Genomic DNA, 22622 nt, shown 5'->3' with positions numbered 1-22622 from the left:
CTTCTCATAAACGTGTTCTGTGTCGCCGTTTGGAAGTTTCTTAGTCTCTACGAAGCGGTAACCTGGAATGTCCTTCTTAGGTTGTTCACCATCTTCGCTTGGATAACCTGGAATTTCATTGCCTTCCTTATCCTTATGACTAGTCTTCACTTTTTCGTAGACATGTTCTGTGTCCCCGTTTGGAAGTTTCTTAGTCTCTACGAAGCGGTAACCTGGAATATCTTTCTTAGGTTGTTCACCGTCTTCGCTTGGATAACCTGGAATTTCATTCCCTTCTTTATCCTTGTGACTAGTCTTCACTTTTTCGTAGACATGTTCTGTGTCGCCGTTTGGAAGTTTCTTAGTCTCTACGAAGCGGTAGCCTGGAATATCTTTCTTAGGTTGTTCACCGTCTTCGGTTGGGTGGCCTGGAATTTCATTGCCTTCCTTATCCTTGTGACTGGTCTTAACCTTCTCATAAACGTGGACCACATTGCCTTTTTCATCAACCTTAGTTTCAACAATTTTATATCCTGGAATATCTTTCTTAGGTTGCGAACCATCTTCGCTTGGATAACCTGGAATTTCATTGCCTTCCTTATCCTTATGACTAGTCTTAACCTTCTCATAAATGTGTTCTGTGTCACCGTTTGGAAGTTTCTTGGTCTCTACGAAACGGTAACCTGGAATATCTTTCTTCGGTTGTTCACCGTCTTCGCTTGGATAACCTGGAATTTCATTGCCTTCCTTATCCTTATGACTAGTCTTAACCTTCTCATAAACGTGTTCTGTGTCGCCGTTTGGAAGTTTCTTAGTCTCTACGAAGCGGTAACCTGGAATATCTTTCTTAGGTTGTTCACCATCTTCGGTTGGAATTAATGTATTCCCCTTAGTATCTACAAATGAAGTAATTGGACGTACAGTTGGAGTGTATTTTGCAGTTATTTCTGTTCCGTTCTTATCAACTCGTTTGACTGTAACTCCTGAAGCCTTCCCAACAAAGTCTTTTTCTGGTGTGAAAGTTACCACACCATTTTCATCAATGGTATAAGTTCCTTCTCCCGGAACGACTTTCTTAGTTGTCCCATCATCAAAGGTTGGTTTGACATTTTCATCAATTTCTACAGTTTTCTCCACACCATTTACTGTAACTTTACCACCTGTAAAAGTTGGTGTACCGTGTTGTGTTTGTCCTTTTGGACCTTCGGATTCAGCATCTGTAGAAGTTGGTTTAACAGGTATTACAGTTGGAGTATACGTTGCTGTAGCAGTTGCTGTAATATCAGTATCATTAGCATCTTTTCCTAATTTTGCAGTAAGTGAAACTGTGACAGGTGTAGCTGTACCGGTAAATGTCTTCAATGGAACAAAAGTTACTTCGCCTGTTTCATTATCAATTGAGTAGGTACCCTGACCATCAATTGTTAGAGTATCAACAAATCCACCTGTTTTTGGATCTACTAACTTAGCAGGTGAAGAAGCACTTGGTTTTACTGGTGATCCATCTCCAACAGATGTAAAGGTTGGAGTTTCTTTTTGAGTAGCACCTTGAATATCAGTTGAAGTCACATTATGTCCTTCAATCGTATCAGTCACTGTAATATGGTAGGTTGTTGTAGCGGTTGATGAATCAACTCCATGATCAACTCCCGACTCAGTTCCACCGATTGTTGCTTCAGTAGTGTAATTTCCATTACTATCAATAACATCAATCTTAACAGTATATACTCCTACTTCATTTAAGCTATATCCACTAGCAATATTGTAGTTATTTGCATCTTGTTTAGTATCAAATACTTTTTGAACTCCTGAAGGCGAAGTTACTGTGATTCGAGTGATATAGGTAGTTTTTCCATATTTAGCATCTTCAGAGTCTGAGATGCTTACTGCAGCTTTTGCTTCATTACGAAGGTCGACAGCTGTACCTTTTGTTGAAGTATAATCTTGTGAAGTTGCTGTTGGTTTTGTATTTACAACCGTTGCCACATCCGTATTTGTGGCAATAGTCCCTCTAATAATACCACCAAATCCTGACTTAGTATGAACTTCCCAAGAGTCATTTCCAAGCTTAGTAGCAGTCACTTCCGTTCCATCAGATGACGCCCAGGTATTTGAATGTTTATCGTAAGTGACAGTTACTGACATTCCATCCCCTACCTGATTAGTATTCTTAGAAACATAAATCGTTTCTGGACGAGTTGGTGTTTCTACACTTGTCACTTTCCCAGTGCTATCAAGCTGTCGAATGTACTCATAGATATAAAATTTCATACCACCGTCTTGCTGAGCTTCTGTGTACACTTGACGTTTAGTCCATCTTGTCGTACCATCACCATTCAGTGTTTTACTTTCAGCATAGTCGCTAGGTAACTCCCAGTGTCCGGTAGCCTTATTAAAAGTCGCAGTATGTTTTTGCCCATCCGTTCCATTTAACTCAACTTGTTCACGTAAGAAAGTTCCCTTCACATTTTCAACAGATGCTTCTACTCTAATATTGTCCACACCAACTTTGGCAGTCGCCTCTGATGTCACAGGAATATTAAAGACTGTATCTGAATCTACAGCACCTAGTTCTTGATTTTCAGAAACAGCTGTGTTGGTTGAACCACTGTCTACGAGCCATTTTCCATTAACTGCTTTTAGATTGGTTACAGTACCATCCGGCATTGTTACCTTAGCACTTGATGCACCTTTAGAAATTTTAACTGGTACAACCGTTGAGTAAGTTTCGACGTTTTGAACCTCAACCTTTGGTTTCACGACTAATGTTACGGTAGCATGCGCTTCTTGTCCAGATTGGTTCCAAACATTATTATTAGCCAACTTATCATAATCTTTTGCAAATACGGAGACTGTGTAAATTCCTGCTTCAGTTAATTTTCCAGAAATGATTCCTCTCCCCATATTCGTTTGATCAGCAGCTTGCTCTTCAGAAGTACTATTCGCAACACTATATTTAGTTCCTGGAATTAATACTTTGGAATCATCTAATGCTTCACCAATAGTATTATATCCCGAAACTCCTGTTACTGATTTAGAGAATCTTTGAGGTACTCTTACAACTTTGCCTTCAACCGTTGTATAGTTATAAGTTCCTCGACTATTTGTTGGTGTTGCACTTGCACCTGACTCATCATAGAATTGAATATTTACATTAGCATCATCACCAACATTACGATCATAACGCTCAGAATCTGATTTTATTTTAGGAGGCGTACTATCTTGCCATCCGACCCAACCAGCACGAAGATTCTGAATTTGGAAAGTTACCGTACGACCGTCTGTATTGGTCGCAGTAATATTAAATCGTAAATCATAAACTCCATTTTCAATATCCGCTATAACTTTTCCTTGAATTGTGTCTGTTTCTGAATCGTATGTCAATCCCGGCACAAGGTTAGTTGGGGTTACAGAAGTTAAACTCCAACCAGCTTGCTTGGCATTTTCAGAAACAGCGATACGATCTTTCAAGCCTTTAATATAAACTCTGTCAACTCCTTGTTCATACCCATAGCCATAAATTTCTGTAGCTAGGTATTCATAACCACCGTTAGCAGAGTATATTGACGTCGCAGCGTTTGAAATTCTTGACCCATCCGCACGGAGTTTATTTCTCCAAAGTGGTGCTTCTTCAGCTAACTTTTTAGCAGCATCAGGGGTTAATGGATAGTCTACACGTCCTTTGTTGTTATGACCAGTTTTTCCACCTTGTTCTGTATGCATCCCATTTCCAGCATTTGTATCATTACCAACCCGCTGATTAGAATAGACTTCAATCTCTAGACCTGTAGCATCAGTACCCGTAATTAATTTAATTTCTTGTACTGGAATCGTATAGGTATCTTTACCAGTATGATTTGCAGCGTTTGTTTCCGATGCATGAGTTGTATTAGAACCCTCTTCGGCATAGAAATCTTGAGCAGCCAAAGCGACTCCAAAGTTTCCATCTTTTCCAACTCCTGCTTTTTTCAGATCATTGTAGACAGCAAGAATGGAATCATTTAAGCGTGACAATTGATCATTGATTTGTTTAGCTGTAAGGACATCATTCGATAAGACTTTTTTAGTTTCTGCAATAACTTCCTTATTATTAGCTATCGCCGCCTCAATTGCCGCTTTGTTTTCACCCTCAAGCTTATTTTTCCGGACTGCTTCAGTTGCTAAAACATTGGTTACCTCAGCTTCAGACGTAACTTGTTCTAAGACTTTTTTCTCTTCTTGGACTGGTTTGACAGTTTCTTCTGCTTCTTTTGTTTCTTCTGCTTTTTCTGTAGATTCCGTTATTTTCCCAACTTCGACAGATTCAGCAAATACCGTAATTAAATCCTTAATCTTAGCAAGTTCAGTATCCACTTCCTCTTGCTCAACTATCTCTTTTGAGATGACAGATTTCGCAGAATCTAATAGTTCTTTAGCAGATGTTAGTACCAAGTCATCTATATTCTTTGCTGTTTTTACTTTCTCTTCAAGTTCTGTAATTTTTTTAACTAAATCCGTTTTATCAACCGTCTTAAGGGCAACTTCTTTTTCTTTTTTTATCGAATTTTCAGGTGTTTTTGTTTCCGTAGAAGATTCCGTATTCAATGTCGATGTTGAAACAAGCGTAGTATCTGCTCCTTGAAGTTCCATCGCTGATACTGCTCCATTGCCCAAAAACATCAAACCTGCTGAAATTGCTACTGATGCTACTCCTAAACTATACTTTCGAATCCCGTATCGAATGTATTTCTCCGTTCTGAAATCCTGTTGCTTACTCTTCATAAGAAAAACAACCTCCCTATTTTTATTATGTCGATATTGAAATATAGAAAAAACGAAATTTCTTTCCCTTCTCGAAAATTGGTTTTTAAATTTCGTTATTCTAAAAGGATTATATCCTCATATTCAATATGCATATTCATACTAACATTTTCTGTTCTCTTTTTCAACATTTTTAATTATTTTATTTGAGAAAAATACAAAAATAATTTAACACCGAATACTTGAAAAGACCAATACTCACAGAGGTTTACATCATGTAAATTTCAGGTGTCGCTTATCCGATAATTAAATAAAATACACTTTTATGTATCAATTTATTTTTTAGAGTTTTGTAGAAGTTAAATTTTTCCCACACTTACATTGTTATAACAAAAAAATTCTATAAGAAGTACACAAATCTAACAGTATATTTCTTAGCCGTTATTTATAGATTATCATGAAAATTTGACTTAGAGGCCGAGACCCTAAACCTTGACTACAGATTCATTTTTTGTTAAAATGTAACAAATCTTATTACATCTAATATAAGATAAATCCATGAAAGGACTTCTACTATGAAATCATTAAAAGGTATTTTATTTATCGGACTTAGTATGCTTCTGACTATTCTGGCTTGGCTCAGTTCAGGCGCTAATCAGTTTCTAATCCCTGGTTTAGCTCTCACTACCCTCTCACTTACTTTTATACTAGCTAGCCGTTTACCCTTGCTTGAGGCTTGGTTTAACGGACTTGAAAAGATGTATCTAGCTCATAAATTCACGGCTTTTCTATCCATACTCCTACTAACCCTACACAACTTTAGCATGGGTGGTCTCTGGGGTTCGCATTTGGCCGCCCAGTTTGGAAATATTGCTATCTATATCTTTATCAGCATCGTTCTGGTTGCCTATCTGGGACAGTACATCCAGTATGAAGCATGGAGATGGATTCATCGATTGGTTTATCTAGCCTATATCTTTGGCCTTTTTCATGTTTTGATGATCATGGGAAATCGTCTCCTCTCCTTTAGTTTCCTAGGTTTTATCTTTGGAATCTATGCTCTTTTAGGCTTGCTTGCAGGTTTTTATATTATTTTCCTTTATCAAAAGGTCGGTTTCACCTATCTTGGAAAAATCGTAGGAATCAAACGACTCAACCACGATACGACTGAAATTGAAATAGAACTCAGTCACCCTTTCACCTACGAATATGGACAATTTGCCTTTCTAAAAATTTTCCAAAAAGGTTTTGAGACTGCTCCACACCCTTTCTCCATCTCTGGAGGGCAAGGACGAACTCTTTATTTTACGATTAAAAACTCTGGTGACCACACCAAAAATATCTATGACAATCTTCAAGTTGGTAGCAAGGTTGCGGTTGATCGCGCCTATGGACATATGACTATGGAACATGGTCCAAAGCAGCAAATCTGGATCGCAGGTGGAATTGGAATGACACCTTTCATCTCTTATATCCGGGAGCATCCTATCCTAGACAAGAGCGTCCGCTTCTACTATAGTTTCCGTGGAGAGGAAAATGCTGTCTACCTAGATCTACTTCGAGACTACGCTCGTCAAAATGCTAACTTTGACCTGCAGCTGGTCGATAGCAATGAAAAAGGATACCTGACTTTGGATCAAGAAGAAATCCCTGACCAGACTACAGTCTATATGTGTGGACCTCTTCCTATGATGAAGGCCCTTGCCAAGCAAATCAAGAAAAAGAATCCCAAAGCAAAACTCATTTACGAAGGTTTCAAGTTTAAATAAGATCATTGTCCCTCTAACACAAAAGAGGGACTTTCTTTTCACTTTATTTCCCTCTTCTGTGCTATACTTAGTTTAGTACATTCTTTGAGATTGGAGCCTTTATGAAAATCCATAAAACCGTGAATCCCGTTGCTTATGAAAACACTTATTATCTAGAAGGGGACCAACACCTGATTGTGGTTGATCCAGGTAGCCATTGGGAAGCTATTCGCAAGACTATCGAGAAAATCAACAAACCCGTCTGTGCGATTCTCCTGACCCACACCCACTACGACCATATTATGAGTCTGGACTTGGTTCGCGAGACTTTTGGAAATCCCCCAGTTTATGTAGCAGAGAGCGAAGCTAGCTGGCTTTACACTCCTGTAGATAATCTCTCTGGTCTCCCTCGTCACGATGATATGGCAGATGTGGTCGCAAAACCTGCAGAGAACACCTTTGTCTTTCATGAGGAATACCAGCTTGAGGAATTTCGTTTTACAGTTCTACCGACCCCAGGGCACTCTATTGGCGGCGTTTCCCTGGTCTTTCCTGATGCCCATCTAGTCTTGACGGGAGATGCTCTTTTCCGCGAAACCATCGGTCGGACAGACCTTCCTACTGGTAGCACGGAACAACTCCTCCATAGCATTCAGACGCAACTCTTCACCCTTCCTAACTACGATGTCTATCCTGGACATGGTCCAGCTACGACTATCGCTCACGAAAAGACCTTTAATCCCTTTTTCTAGCAAGCAAAAACCAAGGATAATTTCCTTGGTTTTTGTCTTACCAAATAATCACACGGTCCTCTGGTGAACGCCACATACCATCGCCTTCTTTGACATCGTATGTTGTAAAGAAGTCATCGAAGTTTGGTACTTGAACATTGACACGGAGTTTGGCAGGCGCGTGCACGTCAACACTGGCCATGAGTTTCATCAACTCTGGACGGCCTTTCATACGCCAGATACGAGCAAAGTTATGGAAGAACTCTTCAGCTGAGAAGTCTGGTTCTATCTTAGCTGCTTCAAGGGCAGCGGCGATTCCTCCAAGGTCGGCAACGTTTTCAGACACGGTTAGTTTTCCGTTGATTCTTGCACCGTAAGATTCTTGCCCATCAAACTGGTCGATAACCTTCTGTGTTTTTTCTTTAAAAGCTGCATAATCGCTCTCTGTCCACCAATCCTTGAGACTTCCATTTTCATCAAAGGAAGCTCCATTAGTATCAAAGGCGTGAGAAATTTCATGGGCAATAACCGCACCAATACCACCATAGTTGGCAGAAGACGACTGATGCAAATCATAGAATGGAGCCTGTAAAATGGCAGCTGGGAAGACAATCAAGTTCTTCTGAGGATTGTAGTAGGCATTGACCATATGAGCTGGCATGCCCCATTCCTTGTAATCAACAGGCTGATTCCACTTGCTCCAGCTGTGCTTGATTTCCACACGCGCAAAGGCTAGGGCATTCTCAAAGAGACTGACAGTTTCGTCCACTACCTTGTCCTTATAGCGTTCTGGCAATTCCTCTGGATAACCGATATAAGGCTTGATGACATTGAGTTTGACAATGGCCTTATCTCGTGTTTCAGGCGTGAGCCAGTCGTTCTTAGCCAAACGTTCCTTATAAACGTCAATCATAGTCGCCACTTTTTTCTCTACGTCTGCCTTAGCTTCTGGAGAGAATTTTTCATGCGCATACCAGAGACCAAGGGCTTGCTTAAAGGGACCTTGGGCCAAGTGATAGGCTGCCTTGACCTTATCCTGAGCTTCTGGAACACCTGAAAGGGCACGACCATAAGCACCTGACAAGACACGAATCTCGTCTGTGAGATAGCTTGTTGAGAGATTGACCACACCCAAAATCAAGGTTGCTTTAAATAGAGGCCACGCTTCTTCACTATAAAACTGATCTGCTGCTTGCCAAAAACGTTCCTCGTCTACGATAACCTTATCTGGAGTTTGTCCAATTACTGCTTGGAAGAAGTCATCTAGAGGTAGTGCAGGGGCAAACTTTTTGAAATCTTCATAAGCGTATGGATGATAGAGTTTGGCATATTCTGAACTTTCTTCGTTTGAAAGAACCACTGCTGCGATACGACGGTCCAATTCCAATCGTTTCTCTAAAAGATCTTCGATTTCTTCATCTGAGAAGTTATAGGCTTTGAGGAGATTAGAAGTACTTTCTTTCCAAAGATTCAATAATTCCTCACGCTGAGGATGGTCTTCGGCATAGTAGGTTGTATCAGGCAAGATAGTTCCTGGAGCACTAGCCCAGAGAACATTGGTTCTAGCATCCATAAAGTCTGGTGATACGCCAAATGGAAGGAAATTTGGTTTGCCAGCTAATTCAAATGCTGCTAATTTGCTGGTAAAATCCGCAAAACTCTCCAAATCTTGGTATTCCTTGAGCAGAGGAAGAACAGGTTTGATCCCATCAGCTTCTCTCTTATCAAAATCACGTACCATACGATGGTACTTAACAAAGTTTGCGAGGATAGCGTCCTCTGGAACATCTTCCCCTTCCAACCACTTGTCCGTAGTTGCCAGCATTAACTCTTCAATCTCCTCATCAAGGTCAATAAAGCCACCTGTTCGAGATTTATCAGCTGGAATGACAGCTGTCTTTTCCCATTCGCCATTGATTGCATCATAAAAATCGTCTTGATAACGTGTCATCTTGTTCTCGCTTTCATTTTTTCACTTATTCTTAGCTTAGCAAAAAACACTTGGGAATGCAATTAAAAATGGTCTCTCTTTTTTCTTCATTTTTCAGTTATTATTTTAAATTTTTTAAAAATTAACTTGACTTAATTTTTTTTTTAAGGTATATTAAAAGACAGGAGGAAAATAACTGTATGATACGTATCGAAAACCTCAGTGTCTCCTACAAAGAAACGTTGGCACTAAAGGATATTTCACTAGTGCTCCAAGGACCAACTATTACCGGAATTATTGGTCCAAACGGTGCTGGAAAATCAACTTTATTAAAAAGTATGTTGGGAATTATCCCACACGAAGGCCAGGCCTTTCTCGATGACAAAGAAGTCAAGAAATCTTTACATCGAGTTGCCTATGTCGAGCAAAAAATCCATATCGACTACAATTTCCCTATCAAGGTCAAGGAATGTGTCTCACTGGGACTCTATCCATCTATCCCGCTCTTCCACACTTTAAAGGCCAGCCACTGGAAAAAAGTGGCGGATGCACTTGAAATCGTTGGACTCTCAGACTATGCTGATCGCCAAATCAGTCAGCTCTCTGGAGGACAATTCCAACGTGTTTTGATTGCCCGCTGCTTAGTGCAGGAAGCTGACTACATCTTTTTAGATGAGCCTTTTGTCGGGATTGACTCGATCAGTGAAGAGATTATCATGAATACACTGAGAGACCTTAAAAAAGCTGGTAAAACAGTTCTCATCGTCCATCATGACCTCAGCAAAGTCCCTCATTATTTCGACCAAGTTATGCTTCTCAATCGAGAATTGGTTGCTATTGGTTCAACTGAAGAAACCTTTACCGAAGTCAATCTCAAAAAAGCTTATGGTAGTAAGCTCTTCTTTAATGGAGGTGACCTATGATAGTAGAATTTATCGATGGATTGCAACATTTCCATTTCCTACAAAATGCCCTGATAACAGCTATAGTCATCGGGGTGGTTGCTGGAGCCGTGGGATGTTTTATCATCTTACGTGGAATGTCTCTCATGGGGGATGCCATCTCTCACGCAGTTTTGCCCGGCGTAGCCCTTTCCTTTATCCTGGGAATTGATTTCTTTATTGGAGCGATCATCTTTGGCTTGATGGCTTCCATCATCATTACCTACATCAAGGGTAACTCTATCATCAAGAGTGACACTGCCATTGGTATTACCTTTTCATCTTTCTTAGCCTTAGGTGTTATCTTGATTAGTGTTGCCAAGAGTTCGACAGACCTCTTCCATATCCTTTTTGGGAATATCCTCGCTGTCCAAGATACGGACATGTGGATCACCATTGGTGTGGGTGCATTGATTCTCTTGATTATCGGGATTTTCTTTAAACAACTATTGATTACATCCTTTGACGAACTCCTGGCTAAAGCCATGGGAATGCCCGTCAATTTCTACCACTATCTGCTCATGGTGCTCTTGACCCTTGTGTCAGTCACTGCCATGCAAAGTGTTGGAACTATTCTTATCGTGGCCATGTTGATCACCCCAGCTGCGACGGCTTACCTTTATGCAAATAGCCTAAAGAGCATGATTTTTCTTTCATCAACTCTAGGGGCAACCGCTTCTGTTTTGGGACTCTTTATCGGCTATAGCTTCAATCTCGCAGCAGGATCCAGCATCGTGCTCACATCCGCCAGCTTCTTTTTAATCAGTTTCTTTATCTCTCCAAAGCAACGATACTTGAAACTAAAAAACAAAAAAATCAATAAATAAGGGGAAACCCTTCTGGAGGAATCTAATGAAAAAATTAGGTACATTGCTCGTTCTTTTTCTTTCTATCATTGGTTTAGCTGCTTGTGCTAGTGGGAAAAAAGATGCAGCATCTACAAACCAAAAACTGAAGGTTGTAGCGACTAACTCTATCATTGCTGATATTACTAAAAATATCGCTGGTGACAAGATTGATCTTCACAGTATCGTTCCTGTTGGTCAAGACCCACACGAGTACGAACCACTTCCTGAAGACGTAAAGAAAACTTCTGAGGCTGACCTCATTTTCTATAACGGTATCAACCTTGAAACAGGTGGCAATGCTTGGTTTACCAAATTGGTCGAAAATGCCAAGAAAACTGAAAACAAAGACTACTATGCAGTTAGCGACGGTGTAGACATCATCTACCTTGAAGGTCAAAACGAGAAAGGCAAAGAAGACCCACACGCTTGGCTCAACCTTGAAAATGGGATAATTTATGCTAAAAATATCGCTAAACAGTTGATTGCAAAAGACCCTAGCAACAAGGAATTCTACGAAAAAAATCTCAAAGAATATACTGAAAAGCTAGACAAACTGGACAAGGAAGCCAAAGAGAAATTTAACAATATCCCTGCTGAGAAAAAACTCATTGTAACCAGCGAAGGATGCTTCAAATACTTCTCTAAAGCTTACGGAGTCCCAAGTGCCTACATCTGGGAAATCAACACAGAAGAAGAAGGAACACCTGAACAAATCAAGACCTTGGTTGAAAAGCTTCGCCAAACAAAAGTTCCATCACTCTTTGTTGAATCAAGTGTCGATGACCGTCCAATGAAGACTGTTTCACAAGACACAAATATCCCAATCTACGCACAAATCTTCACTGACTCAATCGCTGAAGAAGGTAAAGAAGGTGACAGCTACTACAACATGATGAAATACAACCTTGACAAGATTGCTGAAGGTTTGTCAAAATAATCCATTAAAAACGTCATTCTCACCGAATTGGCGTTTTTCAATTTCCAGTCAAATCATTGGAAAAATCTGACAATTCTCGGTAAAATAAAAGAAAAAAGAATGGAGTAGTTTCATGACCACTTTTCTCGGAAATCCTGTAACCTTTACAGGTAAACAACTGCAAGTCGGAGACAAGGCACTTGACTTTTCTCTTACGACAACCGATCTCTCTAAAAAAACGCTAGCTGACTTTGATGGAAAGAAAAAAGTCTTGAGTGTTGTCCCTTCTATCGATACTGGTATCTGCTCAACGCAAACACGTCGATTCAACCAAGAACTAGCTAACCTCGACAATACCGTCGTTCTTACTGTTTCTATGGACCTACCATTTGCCCAAGGACGCTGGTGTGGGGCTGAAGGTCTTGACAATGCTATCATGCTTTCAGACTACTTCGACCATTCTTTCGGACGCGATTATGCCCTCTTGATCAACGAATGGCATTTCCTTGCACGTGCCGTCTTTGTTCTCGATACTGACAATGTCATCCGTTATGTAGAATACGTTGACAATATCAACACGGAACCAGACTTTGAAGCTGCTATTGCTGCAGTGAAAGAACTGGACTAAAATCAAAGCCATTAGGGCAGAAAGCTAGAGAAATCTAGCTTTTTTTGGTATACTAGATGGAGAGAATGAACAAGAGGAAACGAATGACTCCAAATAAAGAAGATTATTTAAAATGTATTTATGAAATCGGTACGGAGATGCAAAAAATCACCAACAAAGAGATTGCTGCCCGTATGCAGGTCTCTCCGCCTGCTGTAACAGAGATGATCAAACGCATGAAAAGTGAAAATCTCATCCTCAAGGATAAGGAGAATGGCTATCTATTGACAGATATTGGCCTCAAACTGGTTTCTGAGCTCTATCGCAAACACCGGTTGATTGAGGTCTTTCTAGTTCACCATCTCGACTATACCAGTGACCAGATCCACGAAGAAGCTGAGGTCCTAGAGCACACTGTCTCTGACCTATTTGTAAAGAGACTGGATAAACTACTGGGCTTCCCTAAAACCTGTCCCCACGGTGGAACCATACCAGCCGAGGGAGAACTCTTGGTTGAAATCAATAACCTGCCACTAGCGGCCGTCCAGGAAGCTGGAACCTATCTCCTGACTCGCGTTCATGATAGCTTTGAACTACTCAAATATCTAGAAAAGCACGCAATTCATATCGGTGACCAACTCCAAGTCAAGCAGTTTGATGGCTTTTCCAATAGCTTTACTCTGGTCAACAAAGACGAAGACCTCCAAGTTAGTATGGATATCGCCAAACAACTCTATGTCGAAAAAATCAACTAAGCCCTTATCCTTGAAAGAAGTTCATTTCAGGGATTTTTTGTCATTTTAGTTGTAAGTCCCATTCATTTGGTGTAGAATGAAGCTAGATAAAAGAGGGAGGTCATCTTATGAAAAAGCTCTTTAGAATCCATTTTGTAGCCATTGTACTCTGCGATTTGCTACTGTTGGTAACTTTCAGACCTCGATACGAACTTTCTTTGGAGAGAGGTCTGATTTTTTGCTTCATTTTCATCCTTGCTCAGGGACTACTGCTGTCTCGCTTAGTCTTCCGACTCAAAAAACAGTTCTCTGAGATTTATCCTCAGATGAACAAAAAAATTCGCCTCTACTACTTAGGGATTCTCTCCGTTGACCTTCTATTATTTGTCTTTTTAGCCATCACTGACCCTCAGTATTTCTACTCTCTTACTCCAGTCTTTACTTCCTGTCATTCTACTTTATACTATATAACGGCTAGCCACCTAAGAGAAAACTATCCCGACTTTTACAACAAACACATCACCTTCTGGGAGTGTCTATAAACAAAAACCAAGCCAGCTGGCTTGGTTTTCTTATCTATTTTTAGTATCAAGAATGATGGTAACTGGCCCATCATTTACCAGCTCCACCTGCATATCCGCTCCAAAGATGCCTGTCTGAACAGGGACTTCCTGAGCTAGCTTTTGGTTTAAAGCCTCATAGAAGGCAGCTGCTATATCCGGCTTGGCTGCACCTGTAAAGGCTGGGCGATTGCCTTTCTTAGTATCCGCAAAGAGGGTAAACTGAGAAATAGAAAGGATTTCTCCTTCAATATCCTTGACAGACAGATTCATCTTGCCTTCTGCATCAGAAAAAATCCGCATATTGACAAGCTTTCTCACAGCATAGTCCAAATCTTCCTCTTGGTCCTCTGGGCCAACACCGACCAGCAATAAGAGACCCTGATTGATTTTTCCCTCTACCTGACCTTCAATACTCACTTGGGCTTTTTTAACCCGTTGGATAATGATTTTCATAATAGCCTTTCTAGTAAGAGCTAGGACAATTAGCCATTAGTCCGTTTAACAGAGTAAACCTCTGGCACACTCTTAATCTTATCCACGACTGTGGTCAGTGTAGAGAGGTTGGAAATACCAAAGGAGACATGGATATTAGCAAATTTCATATCCTTAGTTGGCTGAGCATTAACGGTTGAGATATTCTTGGTCGTGTTTGAGAGAACTTGTAAAACATCATTTAAGAGCCCTGTACGGTTGAGACCATAGATATCGATGTGGGCAGTGTATTCCTTGCTTGAGAATTGATCTTCCCACTCCACATCAAGGAGACGTTGCTCGTAGTTTTCTTGGGCACGGAGATTCATACAGTCCACACGGTGAATAGCCACACCGCGTCCCTTAGTAATGTAACCGACAATGTCGTCACCCGGAACTGGATTGCAACACTTGGCAATCCGAACTAGGAGACCTGAAGCCCCTTCAATGACCACACCACCCTCATGCTTAACCTTGAGGGTTTCTTTGTTCTCGACTTTAACTTCGCCACCTTTGACAAGCTCTTCTGCTTCCGCCTTGGCCTTGGCACGCTCTTCCTCACGGCGTTCCTTTTCGGTCAAACGGTTAAAGACGGTAATAGCGCCAATTTCTCCAAAACCAATAGCTGCGTAGAGAGCCTCCTCTGTCTTGTAGCTGGTCTTTTGAAGAACCTCATCCATATGGCGCTTGTCCATGAATTTATTGGCTACATAGCCGTTTTCTTGGAACTGGGCCATCAACATCTCACGGCCCTTGTTAACGGATAATTCCTTGTCTTGATTTTTAAAGAACTGACGAATCTTGTTGCGTGCCTTGCTGGTCTTGACCATATTGAGCCAGTCACGACTCGGACCAAAGGAGTTGGGGTTGGTGATAATTTCAACCTGATCCCCTGTCTTGAGCTTGGTTGTCAGTGGAACCATACGGCCATTGACCTTGGCACCAGTCGCTTTTTCACCGACTTTGGTGTGGATTTCATAGGCAAAGTCAATCGGTCCTGAATCTTTTGGTAGGGAGCGAACCGCACCATCAGGAGTAAAGACGTAAATCTCCTCCGCCAGATAGTTTTCTTTAACAGAGTCCACAAATTCCTTTGCATCATCAGCCTGGTCTTGGAGCTCCATCATCTCCTTGATCCAGTTCATTCCAATAGCAGATTCCTTGCTGTTGACCTGCCCTTTAATGCCTTTCTTATAAGCCCAGTGAGCTGCTACCCCGTACTCAGCCACCTCGTGCATTTCCTTGGTCCGAATCTGGAATTCAATCGGCCCTTTTGGCCCATAAACAGTCGTATGGATAGACTGGTAACCATTGGCCTTCCGATTAGCGATATAGTCTTTGAAGCGGCCTGGCATGGGTTTCCAAAGTTCATGCACATAACCCAGCATAGCGTAAACATCACTCTGGGTATCTAAGATACAGCGAATGGCAATCAGGTCATAAATCTCCTCAAAGCGTTTCTTCTTATCCTGCATCTTGCGGTAGATCGAATAGATATGCTTAGGACGACCATAGATTTTCCCTTTGAGATTTCTTTCTGTAGCGTACTCTTCCAACTTGGTTACAACTTCATCGACCAAAGCCTCACGTTCTCTGCGTTTTTCCTTCATCATGTGGGTGATCTTGTAAAACTCAGTTGGATTGAGGTAACGGAAAGATAGATCTTCCAACTCCCACTTGACACTGGAAATCCCTAGACGATGAGCAAGTGGTGCGTAAATTTCCATGGTTTCTCTGGAGATACGTTCTTGCTTGTCCTTTCTCAGGTGTTTGAGAGTCCGCATATTGTGCAAACGGTCCGATAATTTAACCAAGATAACACGGATATCCTCTGACATGGCCATAAGCATCTTGCGGTGATTTTCAGCCAATTGTTCCTCGAGTGATTTGTACTCAACCTTACCAAGCTTGGTCACCCCATCAACGATAATCCGAACATCATGACCGAACTCTCTCTCCAAATCATCCAGTGTCGCATCTGTGTCTTCAACCACATCATGCAAAAAACCACAGGCAACGGTTACGGCATCCAGCTTGAGCTTAGCCAGAATGCCTGCTACCTGAATGGGATGGATAATATAGGGCTCACCTGATTTCCGAAACTGCCCACTATGACAATCAACTGCGTAAATCAATGCTTTTTGTACAAAAGCAACGTCTTCCTTTGTTAAATATTCTTTCGTTAAAGCGACTACCTGATCGCCCGTCAAATTCACTTCTTTCGGCATCTATACTCTCCAATTCTTCCTACCATTTTATCACTTTTTTAAGGATATGAAAACTAGAAAAGCCTGTTTTTATACCAATAACAAGCATTTAAAAGAAAAACACTGCCAGATTTCTCTAGCAGTGTTTTGACATTTCATTTGCTTAGTAGACTGTTTTTTCAGTTTCTACATCGAAGAAGTGTGCTTTGTTCAAGTCAAATCCAAGTTCAACTGTTGCACCTGTTTGCAAGTAGTCACGAGCATCCACTTTTGCAACAAATTCGTCTTTACCAACTTGGCAGTAAAGGTGAGATTCTGAACCAAGCAATTCTGATACAGAGATAGTAGCTTTGACAACTGATTCTGGGAATGTTTCAAGGAAAGCAGGTTCTGCATTCACATCTTCTGGACGGATACCGAAGATCAATTCTTTTCCTTCGTAGCCTTTGTCACGAAGAACTTTCAAAGCACCTTCTGGAACTTTCAAGCGGAAACCGTCAGAAACAATTTCGCTACCAACCAATTTCACATTGATGAAGTTCATAGCTGGGCTTCCGATAAATCCTGCTACAAATTTGTTAACTGGGTTTTTGTAAACTTCTTGAGGGGTACCGATTTGTTCAACACGTCCGATAGTACCTGTACCAGCAGGGTTCTTAGTTGCTGACATGATAACGATACGGTCTGCAAGTGTCATCGCTTCTGTTTGGTCGTGGGTTACGTAGATAGTTGTAGCACCGATACGACGGTGGATCTTCGCAATTTCAGCACGCATAGATACACGAAGCTTGGCATCCAAGTTTGACAAAGGTTCGTCCATCAAGAACACTTTTGCATCACGGACGATAGCACGACCCATGGCAACACGTTGACGTTGACCACCTGAAAGGTCAGCTGGTTTACGATCCAAGAATTCTTTCAAACCAAGGATTGCTGCTGCTTCTTGCACACGTTTGTCGATGTCTTCTTTGCTGTACTTACGCAATTTCAAACCAAAAGCCATGTTGTCATACACAGTCATGTGTGGGTAAAGAGCGTAGTTTTGGAATACCATGGCGATGTCACGGTCTTTTGGAGCTACGTCGTTGACAACCACGCCATCGATAGATGCAGTACCTTCTGTAATGTCTTCAAGACCAGCAATCATACGAAGAGTTGTTGATTTACCACATCCTGAAGGACCTACGAAAACGATAAACTCCTTATCTTTAATGTCCAAGTTAAAGTCTTCAACTGAGTAGTGTTCGCTGTTTGGATATTTTTTGTAAATGTTTTTAAGATTTAATTCTACCATGGAAGGTGAACTCCTTTTATTTTTTGATAGTTTTATTATAAATGAAAACGCTTTACATTTCTATGGCAAGGTGACCAAAAAAATAAAAAAGTTCTGTGCAACTTGCACAAAACTTTAAAGAATATCTGGTAAAATCAACTGATAACACAAGGTAAGATCCGTTAACTCCTTCAACTGAAGCCCTGTCAATTCTTCCCATCTATCAATCTTGTATTGGAGAGAGTTGCGGTGCAGATAGAGTTGCTGGGCCGTTTTAGTTAGGACGGCACTGTTTTCCCAGAGAGAAAGGATAATTTCCTGAATCTGGTCCTGGTCCAAAATCATCTGGTGCAGGCAGTCTTTAATGACTCTCAGGTCCACAATCCTTTCTCCCATACTCCAAAGATAGAGCTGTGAAAAGGTATGTACACCTTGATGCCCCTGACGCCACCAAGTCTTAAACAAATCTCGCTCCGCTTTGATCAAGTCTGATAGGGCTTGAGGGCCTGTCTGAGGCCAAACCTGGCCTAACATGATCGACAGACGAAGGCCAAAGTCATACTCAACCGCTTCAATCGTATCAGATAAGATTGAGCGGACAGAGCTGTACTTATCTTGTTGAAGCACAAATACATAATCCTGAACTCCGACCTGCAATACTGTCTGGCAGTTGGGAAAGAGAGTTTGCATCATATCCAACCAAGAGGCTAGATTTTCCTGTTGGTAATAAGACAGATGGCAATAAACCAATTGAATCTTTTTGAAAGCTTGCGGTGCCTGCCCCTTCCCCTCAATCAAATAGGGATACCAAGGATTGAGCGAACGAGCCTGCTCCTGCTGGGTCAAAAGGGCAACCAGCTGCTTTTCACGCTCGCTGAGCCCAGCTTCCTCCAGTAAAATCCACTGCTGAGAAGCTAAAGGAAGAGTAAGATAGCCCGGTTTCTCTACTGGCTGATCTGAAATCTGAGCTTCAGGGAACCAGTCTTGTAATTCCTTTGCAATCATATTCTAGCCCTCCACTTTTTGGATGCACCAAGAAATTATAGTCTCTAGACGCTCCACATTTTCAGTCAGATGGAGATAGCCCATGACCGCTTCAAATCCTGTAGACATGCGATAAGTTACGACATCCGCATTTTTAGCCTTTGTGTGGCTATTGGTATTGCGGCCTCGTTTATAGATTTCTTCTTCTTTTTCCGTCAAGACTTGCTCTTCCAACATGAGGGCAATCAAGTGAGCTTGAGCCTTGGCTGACACATACTTAGTCGCCTCTTGGTGGAGTTTGTTGGGTTTGGTCATGCCTTTAAGGATGAGATGGCGACGGATATACATGGAATAAACCGCATCTCCTTCGAAGGCAAGCGCAATCCCGTTAATGAGATTGACATCAATCACGAGTCCACCTCACTCCATCCTTGGTGTCAAGGAGCTTAATTCCTTGAGCAGCCAATTGGTCACGGATTTGGTCTGCTGTCGCAAAGTCACGATTAGCACGCGCTTCTTGACGTTTTTGGATTAAGGCTTCAATGTCTGCATCCAAAACTTCCTCAACAAAGACAATCCCAAAGACCTCCAACATAGCCGCAAGAGCTTCCTTAACACTTGCATCATAGTTTCCTGAGTTGATCCATTTGGCCATTTCAAAGACAACTGTGATACCGTTGGCAGAGTTGAAATCCTCATCCATAGCAGCTACAAACTTGTCTTTAAAGGCTTGTAACTCTTGGGTATCCACGTTTCCTGTAAATGGTTGTTCGTAAGTGTTCTTCAGATACTTGAGATTGGTCTCGGCGTCTCTCACTGCTTTTTCGGTAAAGTTGATAGGCTTGCGGTAATGCTGAGTCGCAAAGAAGAAACGCAACACTTGACCATCAAGAGTTCTAAGGGCATCATGAACGGTGATGAAATTACCTAGAGACTTGGACATCTTGACGTCATCAATGTTGACAAAGCCATTGTGCATCCAGTAGTTGGCAAAAGTTTTGCCTGTTTTTGCTTCTGACTGGGCAATTTCGTTGGTATGGTGAGGAAACTCCAAATCAGCTCCACCACCGTGGATATCAATGGTATCGCCTAAAATCTCTGTCGACATGACCGAACACTCGATATGCCAGCCCGGACGACCAGGTCCCCAAGGACTATCCCAAGAAATCTCGCCTGGCTTGGCAGCTTTCCAGAGGGCAAAGTCCACAGGATTCTCCTTACGAGCCGTTTCTTCATCGGTACGGCCTGAAGCACCCAGCTCCAAATCTTCCAAGGTTTTATTGGCTAACTTGGCATAGTTATGAGATTTTTCCACACGGAAGTAAACATCTCCTTGACTCTCGTAAGCATAACCTTTTTCAATCAAGTCTTCCACAAAACGAATGATGTCAGACATAAACTCTACTACACGCGGATGGCGAGTCGCAGGTTTCACGCCCAAAGCTGTCACATCCTCACGAAAGGCAGCAATATACTTGTCCGCAACCTCCAGAGGCGTGATACCTTCTTCCTTGGCACGGTTGATAATCTTATCGTCTACATCTGTAAAGTTGGAAATATAGGCAACTTCGTAGCCACGGTATTCGAAATAACGACGAATGGTATCAAAGGATACTGTCGAGCGGGCATTCCCCACGTGGATATAGTTATAAACTGTTGGCCCACAGACATACATCTTTACCTTACCGTCCTCAATAGGTACAAATTCTCGCAAATCACGAGACATGGTGTCATAAATTTTAATCATGCGGTCCACTCCCTTCTCTATTTCTGACTTTTTCGGCTGAAAACCAGCTCTGCAAAAGGGCCAAATTGTCTGAGGCTATCCAGTTGGTAAAAGCGCTGCCCTTCCTCTTGGGTAAAGAGGGGAACCCCCTTTCCTAGGATAAGGGGCGCTATCTGAATAATGAGGTGATCGAAAAGATCCGCATCCAAGAGCGGTCCTACCAAGGAATTACCACCAATCACAAAGACATTTTTGCCTTTGTCAATCTGGCGAACAAAGTCCACCACATCCCCAGCTACTGGCTGGTAATTGCTGACAGGCAGATGCCTATCATGCGTAAAGACATAATTTTCCGTAGCTTGATAAAAACTTTCTACATCTTGTAAATCTTGGATTTCCTCAAAGGTCCGCTTGCCCATGATGGTGATATCCATTTGTCTGTAAAAGTCATCATAGCCTGTATCCTCTACAGAACCAAGCTGATGCAGCCAGTCTATCCTGTGCTGGCTGTCTGCCAAGTAGCCATCCATGGTGATACAGCCGTAAAAATATACTGCCATTCTTGTAGTTACCTTTCTAGTTCCTTTGCTATTGTCAAAGCGATATTGAAAAAAGTCATGGCATCAGCTGTCCGCTCTTCATGGCGGGCATCCCAGGTTCTGTTATGATGATCCACATAGTCAGCTGTGTAGAAGAACTGATAGACTTTACTCTTGCGAAATTGACTCCAAGCCATGATAGCTGAAGCTTCCATGTCCACCACTTGAGCTCCAGCAGCCAAGCGACGTTTGACCTTATCAGGCGTTTCTCGATAAAAGGCATCAGTCGTCCAAGACTTGGTGCGGATATGTTCGATATTGTGCTTGTCAAAGATGGCTTCCAGCTCGATCAGCAGAGACTCGTCATAGGCGACTTCATCACCCGGTGGGGCATAGTGATAGCTAGTTCCTTCATCTCGCAATGCGGCTGCAGGCAGGATAATTTTATCCGCCTCAATTGAGCGGTCCAAAACGCCACAGGAACCTAAAATGATAAAATTTTTGAAGCCTCTGGCCGCCAACTCCTCCAGCTGGCCGACTATCATGGGAGCCCCAATTGGAGCCAACATAACTGCTAGCTTGCTAGGTCCTTGGCCATAAATATACCATGGATGATGGCCGTTTATGCTTTTCAAATAGCCTCCCGGATAGACATCTTCTGACTCAATCAAACGTTTCAGAATTTCGCCATTAAAGGACAGAATGATGGTTTCGCATACCTCTCCCTTGTCATGGACTGGCTTTTCAGTTGGCTCAATAACTGCTGCTACATCTTCAAATTCCTCTAATAGCATAACTTCTCTTTCTTTAAGGCTCCAGCAAATCCGCCTTCATTTTATTTAGACGGCGCAGTTTGGTCTCATCTTTTTTGGCTTCACTGATATAATGAGCCCATTCACGCTGGTGGCTAGGTGGCAGTTTAATAAAGCGCTCCTTAGCAAGACCATCCAAGCGTTCTTGCAACTCAAGAACTGCCTGGTTCAAAATTGCATCTGATAAATCTGACATAGTTCTTACCTCCTGTCATACTTCACCTCGATAACTTTGCTACCCTATCCTACAGACTTGATGAATGGTGACTGGCTTCACGGGCATGCTCTAGCTTGTCTAGATAGTACTCTCGTTTTTCTTCAACTTCGTGGATCGTCGGCTCATCTTTCTGTCCATGAACTCGGACGATCTTAGCTGGGATTCCGACAACTGTCACATCGCTCGGAACATCTGCCACAACCACTGCACCCGCCCCAACTTTGGCTTTCTCTCCAATTTCAATAGGGCCAATCACCTGAGCGTGGGCCGAAATCAGCGCCCCTTTTCGAACAGTCGGATGGCGTTTGCCAACATCCTTCCCTGTTCCACCAAGAGTCACTCCGTGATAGAGAAGAACGCCTTTTTCAACAATCGCCGTCTCTCCAATCACCAGACCTGAACCATGGTCGATAAAAACACCTGATTCTATCTGAGCACCCGGATGAATCTCTATCTGAGTCCAAAAGCGCCAAAACTGACTGTGCATACGAGCCAGGAGTTTGAAGCCGTGCTTCCAGAGAAAATGCGAGAGACGGTGGGCAGCTAAGGCCTTGACACCTGGATAAGTCAGCAAAACTTCCAAACTGTTGCGTGCCGCTGGATCATTTTCTTTTACAATATCAATGGTTTCGCGCCACCATCCCATACATTTCTCC

General features: G+C 42.1%; 20 protein-coding genes. 8 read left to right on the top strand and 12 right to left on the bottom strand.

Annotated features, from left to right (window positions below):
- The coding region (locus O3622_RS05850) for a YSIRK-type signal peptide-containing protein (protein ID WP_371607185.1) at positions 1 to 4740 on the bottom strand (4740 nt) is incomplete at its 3' end.
- A gap of 554 nt (positions 4741 to 5294) precedes the next feature.
- On the opposite strand from O3622_RS05850, the gene O3622_RS05845 reads away from it, so the two are divergent.
- Together O3622_RS05845 and O3622_RS05840 are read left to right on the top strand one after the other, a co-directional pair.
- Positions 5295 to 6488, top strand: coding sequence for a ferric reductase-like transmembrane domain-containing protein (locus tag O3622_RS05845; protein WP_049501050.1), 1194 nt, complete (start codon positions 5295 to 5297; stop codon positions 6486 to 6488).
- A 101-nt stretch (positions 6489 to 6589) separates the two neighbouring features.
- Positions 6590 to 7219 (top strand): MBL fold metallo-hydrolase, encoded by a 630-nt coding sequence (locus tag O3622_RS05840; RefSeq protein WP_371607184.1) that lies wholly within the window; start codon positions 6590 to 6592, stop codon positions 7217 to 7219.
- Between the two features lie 37 nt (positions 7220 to 7256).
- On the opposite strand, the gene O3622_RS05835 is transcribed toward O3622_RS05840, so the two are convergent.
- Positions 7257 to 9149 carry a M13 family metallopeptidase gene (locus O3622_RS05835; RefSeq protein WP_371607183.1) on the bottom strand — a complete coding sequence of 631 codons (1893 nt, stop codon included), beginning with the start codon at positions 9147 to 9149 and terminating at the stop codon, positions 7257 to 7259.
- 179 nt (positions 9150 to 9328) lie between these two features.
- On the opposite strand from O3622_RS05835, the gene O3622_RS05830 reads away from it, so the two are divergent.
- The 6 genes from O3622_RS05830 to O3622_RS05805 all read left to right on the top strand — a co-directional run bounded on the left by O3622_RS05830 (position 9329) and on the right by O3622_RS05805 (position 13716).
- Entirely contained in the window at positions 9329 to 10051 is a 723-nt protein-coding gene (locus O3622_RS05830) for a metal ABC transporter ATP-binding protein (RefSeq protein ID WP_044021194.1), read from the top strand.
- Complete coding sequence (locus O3622_RS05825; protein WP_000634601.1) at positions 10048 to 10896, top strand: metal ABC transporter permease; 849 nt, start codon at positions 10048 to 10050, stop codon at positions 10894 to 10896. The genes O3622_RS05830 and O3622_RS05825 overlap by 4 nt, the downstream gene beginning before the upstream one ends.
- 25 nt (positions 10897 to 10921) lie before the next feature.
- Positions 10922 to 11854 (top strand): metal ABC transporter substrate-binding lipoprotein, encoded by a 933-nt coding sequence (locus O3622_RS05820; protein ID WP_371607182.1) that lies wholly within the window; start codon positions 10922 to 10924, stop codon positions 11852 to 11854.
- 112 nt (positions 11855 to 11966) lie between these two features.
- Complete coding sequence (gene tpx / locus O3622_RS05815) at positions 11967 to 12461, top strand: thiol peroxidase (RefSeq protein ID WP_049520902.1); 495 nt, start codon at positions 11967 to 11969, stop codon at positions 12459 to 12461.
- Between the two features lie 83 nt (positions 12462 to 12544).
- A complete protein-coding gene (locus O3622_RS05810) occupies positions 12545 to 13195 on the top strand; it encodes a metal-dependent transcriptional regulator (protein WP_049520901.1) in 651 nt (216 codons plus the stop codon).
- A gap of 107 nt (positions 13196 to 13302) precedes the next feature.
- The gene (locus tag O3622_RS05805) at positions 13303 to 13716 is read left to right on the top strand and encodes a hypothetical protein (protein ID WP_049520900.1); all 414 of its coding nucleotides are present in this window, start codon (positions 13303 to 13305) and stop codon (positions 13714 to 13716) included.
- Positions 13717 to 13746: 30 nt separating this feature from the next.
- Here O3622_RS05805 and dtd read toward each other — a convergent pair whose 3' ends face one another.
- From dtd to cysE, 10 genes are all read right to left on the bottom strand, one after another.
- Positions 13747 to 14190: a D-aminoacyl-tRNA deacylase gene (gene dtd / locus O3622_RS05800; protein WP_049520899.1), complete on the bottom strand. Its 444-nt coding sequence runs from the start codon at positions 14188 to 14190 to the stop codon at positions 13747 to 13749.
- Positions 14191 to 14219: 29 nt separating this feature from the next.
- Positions 14220 to 16436, bottom strand: coding sequence for a bifunctional (p)ppGpp synthetase/guanosine-3',5'-bis(diphosphate) 3'-pyrophosphohydrolase (locus tag O3622_RS05795; RefSeq protein WP_001123776.1), 2217 nt, complete (start codon positions 16434 to 16436; stop codon positions 14220 to 14222).
- A 142-nt stretch (positions 16437 to 16578) separates the two neighbouring features.
- Positions 16579 to 17709 carry an ABC transporter ATP-binding protein gene (locus O3622_RS05790; RefSeq protein ID WP_000229944.1) on the bottom strand — a complete coding sequence of 377 codons (1131 nt, stop codon included), beginning with the start codon at positions 17707 to 17709 and terminating at the stop codon, positions 16579 to 16581.
- 114 nt (positions 17710 to 17823) lie between these two features.
- Complete coding sequence (locus tag O3622_RS05785; RefSeq protein ID WP_000560743.1) at positions 17824 to 18693, bottom strand: helix-turn-helix domain-containing protein; 870 nt, start codon at positions 18691 to 18693, stop codon at positions 17824 to 17826.
- A 3-nt stretch (positions 18694 to 18696) separates the two neighbouring features.
- On the bottom strand, positions 18697 to 19083 hold the full coding sequence (locus tag O3622_RS05780; RefSeq protein WP_000567904.1) for a Mini-ribonuclease 3: 387 nt from the start codon (positions 19081 to 19083) through the stop codon (positions 18697 to 18699).
- Positions 19076 to 20419 carry a cysteine--tRNA ligase gene (gene cysS, locus O3622_RS05775; protein ID WP_371607181.1) on the bottom strand — a complete coding sequence of 448 codons (1344 nt, stop codon included), beginning with the start codon at positions 20417 to 20419 and terminating at the stop codon, positions 19076 to 19078. Before cysS ends, O3622_RS05780 begins: the two co-directional genes overlap by 8 nt.
- Before the next feature lie 17 nt (positions 20420 to 20436).
- Positions 20437 to 20958: a dihydrofolate reductase family protein gene (locus O3622_RS05770; protein WP_000301981.1), complete on the bottom strand. Its 522-nt coding sequence runs from the start codon at positions 20956 to 20958 to the stop codon at positions 20437 to 20439.
- A gap of 8 nt (positions 20959 to 20966) precedes the next feature.
- Complete coding sequence (locus O3622_RS05765) at positions 20967 to 21731, bottom strand: nucleoside phosphorylase (RefSeq protein ID WP_000923404.1); 765 nt, start codon at positions 21729 to 21731, stop codon at positions 20967 to 20969.
- Between the two features lie 13 nt (positions 21732 to 21744).
- Complete coding sequence (locus tag O3622_RS05760; protein WP_002882686.1) at positions 21745 to 21945, bottom strand: YdeI/OmpD-associated family protein; 201 nt, start codon at positions 21943 to 21945, stop codon at positions 21745 to 21747.
- 49 nt (positions 21946 to 21994) lie between these two features.
- Entirely contained in the window at positions 21995 to 22612 is a 618-nt protein-coding gene (cysE, locus tag O3622_RS05755; protein ID WP_070657773.1) for a serine O-acetyltransferase, read from the bottom strand.
- Positions 22613 to 22622 lie beyond the last annotated feature (10 nt).

It is taken from the genome of Streptococcus sp. 27098_8_51 (assembly GCF_041432205.1).
In the GTDB taxonomy this organism is placed as follows: domain Bacteria; phylum Bacillota; class Bacilli; order Lactobacillales; family Streptococcaceae; genus Streptococcus.
Note: the sequence above shows the minus strand (reverse complement) of the source record. Positions and strands in the feature narration are given on the sequence as shown.

Coding starts and splice junctions, on each gene's coding strand:
- O3622_RS05835 (WP_371607183.1), bottom strand. CDS start 9,149: ATGACACGTTATCAAGACGATTTTTATGATGCAATCAATGGCGAATGG.
- O3622_RS05825 (WP_000634601.1), top strand. CDS start 10,048: ATGATAGTAGAATTTATCGATGGATTGCAACATTTCCATTTCCTACAA.
- dtd (WP_049520899.1), bottom strand. CDS start 14,190: ATGAAAATCATTATCCAACGGGTTAAAAAAGCCCAAGTGAGTATTGAA.
- O3622_RS05820 (WP_371607182.1), top strand. CDS start 10,922: ATGAAAAAATTAGGTACATTGCTCGTTCTTTTTCTTTCTATCATTGGT.
- O3622_RS05810 (WP_049520901.1), top strand. CDS start 12,545: ATGACTCCAAATAAAGAAGATTATTTAAAATGTATTTATGAAATCGGT.
- O3622_RS05840 (WP_371607184.1), top strand. CDS start 6,590: ATGAAAATCCATAAAACCGTGAATCCCGTTGCTTATGAAAACACTTAT.
- O3622_RS05785 (WP_000560743.1), bottom strand. CDS start 18,693: ATGATTGCAAAGGAATTACAAGACTGGTTCCCTGAAGCTCAGATTTCA.
- O3622_RS05830 (WP_044021194.1), top strand. CDS start 9,329: ATGATACGTATCGAAAACCTCAGTGTCTCCTACAAAGAAACGTTGGCA.
- O3622_RS05795 (WP_001123776.1), bottom strand. CDS start 16,436: ATGCCGAAAGAAGTGAATTTGACGGGCGATCAGGTAGTCGCTTTAACG.
- O3622_RS05805 (WP_049520900.1), top strand. CDS start 13,303: ATGAAAAAGCTCTTTAGAATCCATTTTGTAGCCATTGTACTCTGCGAT.
- O3622_RS05765 (WP_000923404.1), bottom strand. CDS start 21,731: ATGCTATTAGAGGAATTTGAAGATGTAGCAGCAGTTATTGAGCCAACT.
- cysS (WP_371607181.1), bottom strand. CDS start 20,419: ATGATTAAAATTTATGACACCATGTCTCGTGATTTGCGAGAATTTGTA.
- tpx (WP_049520902.1), top strand. CDS start 11,967: ATGACCACTTTTCTCGGAAATCCTGTAACCTTTACAGGTAAACAACTG.
- cysE (WP_070657773.1), bottom strand. CDS start 22,612: ATGGGATGGTGGCGCGAAACCATTGATATTGTAAAAGAAAATGATCCA.
- O3622_RS05760 (WP_002882686.1), bottom strand. CDS start 21,945: ATGTCAGATTTATCAGATGCAATTTTGAACCAGGCAGTTCTTGAGTTG.
- O3622_RS05770 (WP_000301981.1), bottom strand. CDS start 20,958: ATGGCAGTATATTTTTACGGCTGTATCACCATGGATGGCTACTTGGCA.
- O3622_RS05790 (WP_000229944.1), bottom strand. CDS start 17,709: ATGGTAGAATTAAATCTTAAAAACATTTACAAAAAATATCCAAACAGC.
- O3622_RS05845 (WP_049501050.1), top strand. CDS start 5,295: ATGAAATCATTAAAAGGTATTTTATTTATCGGACTTAGTATGCTTCTG.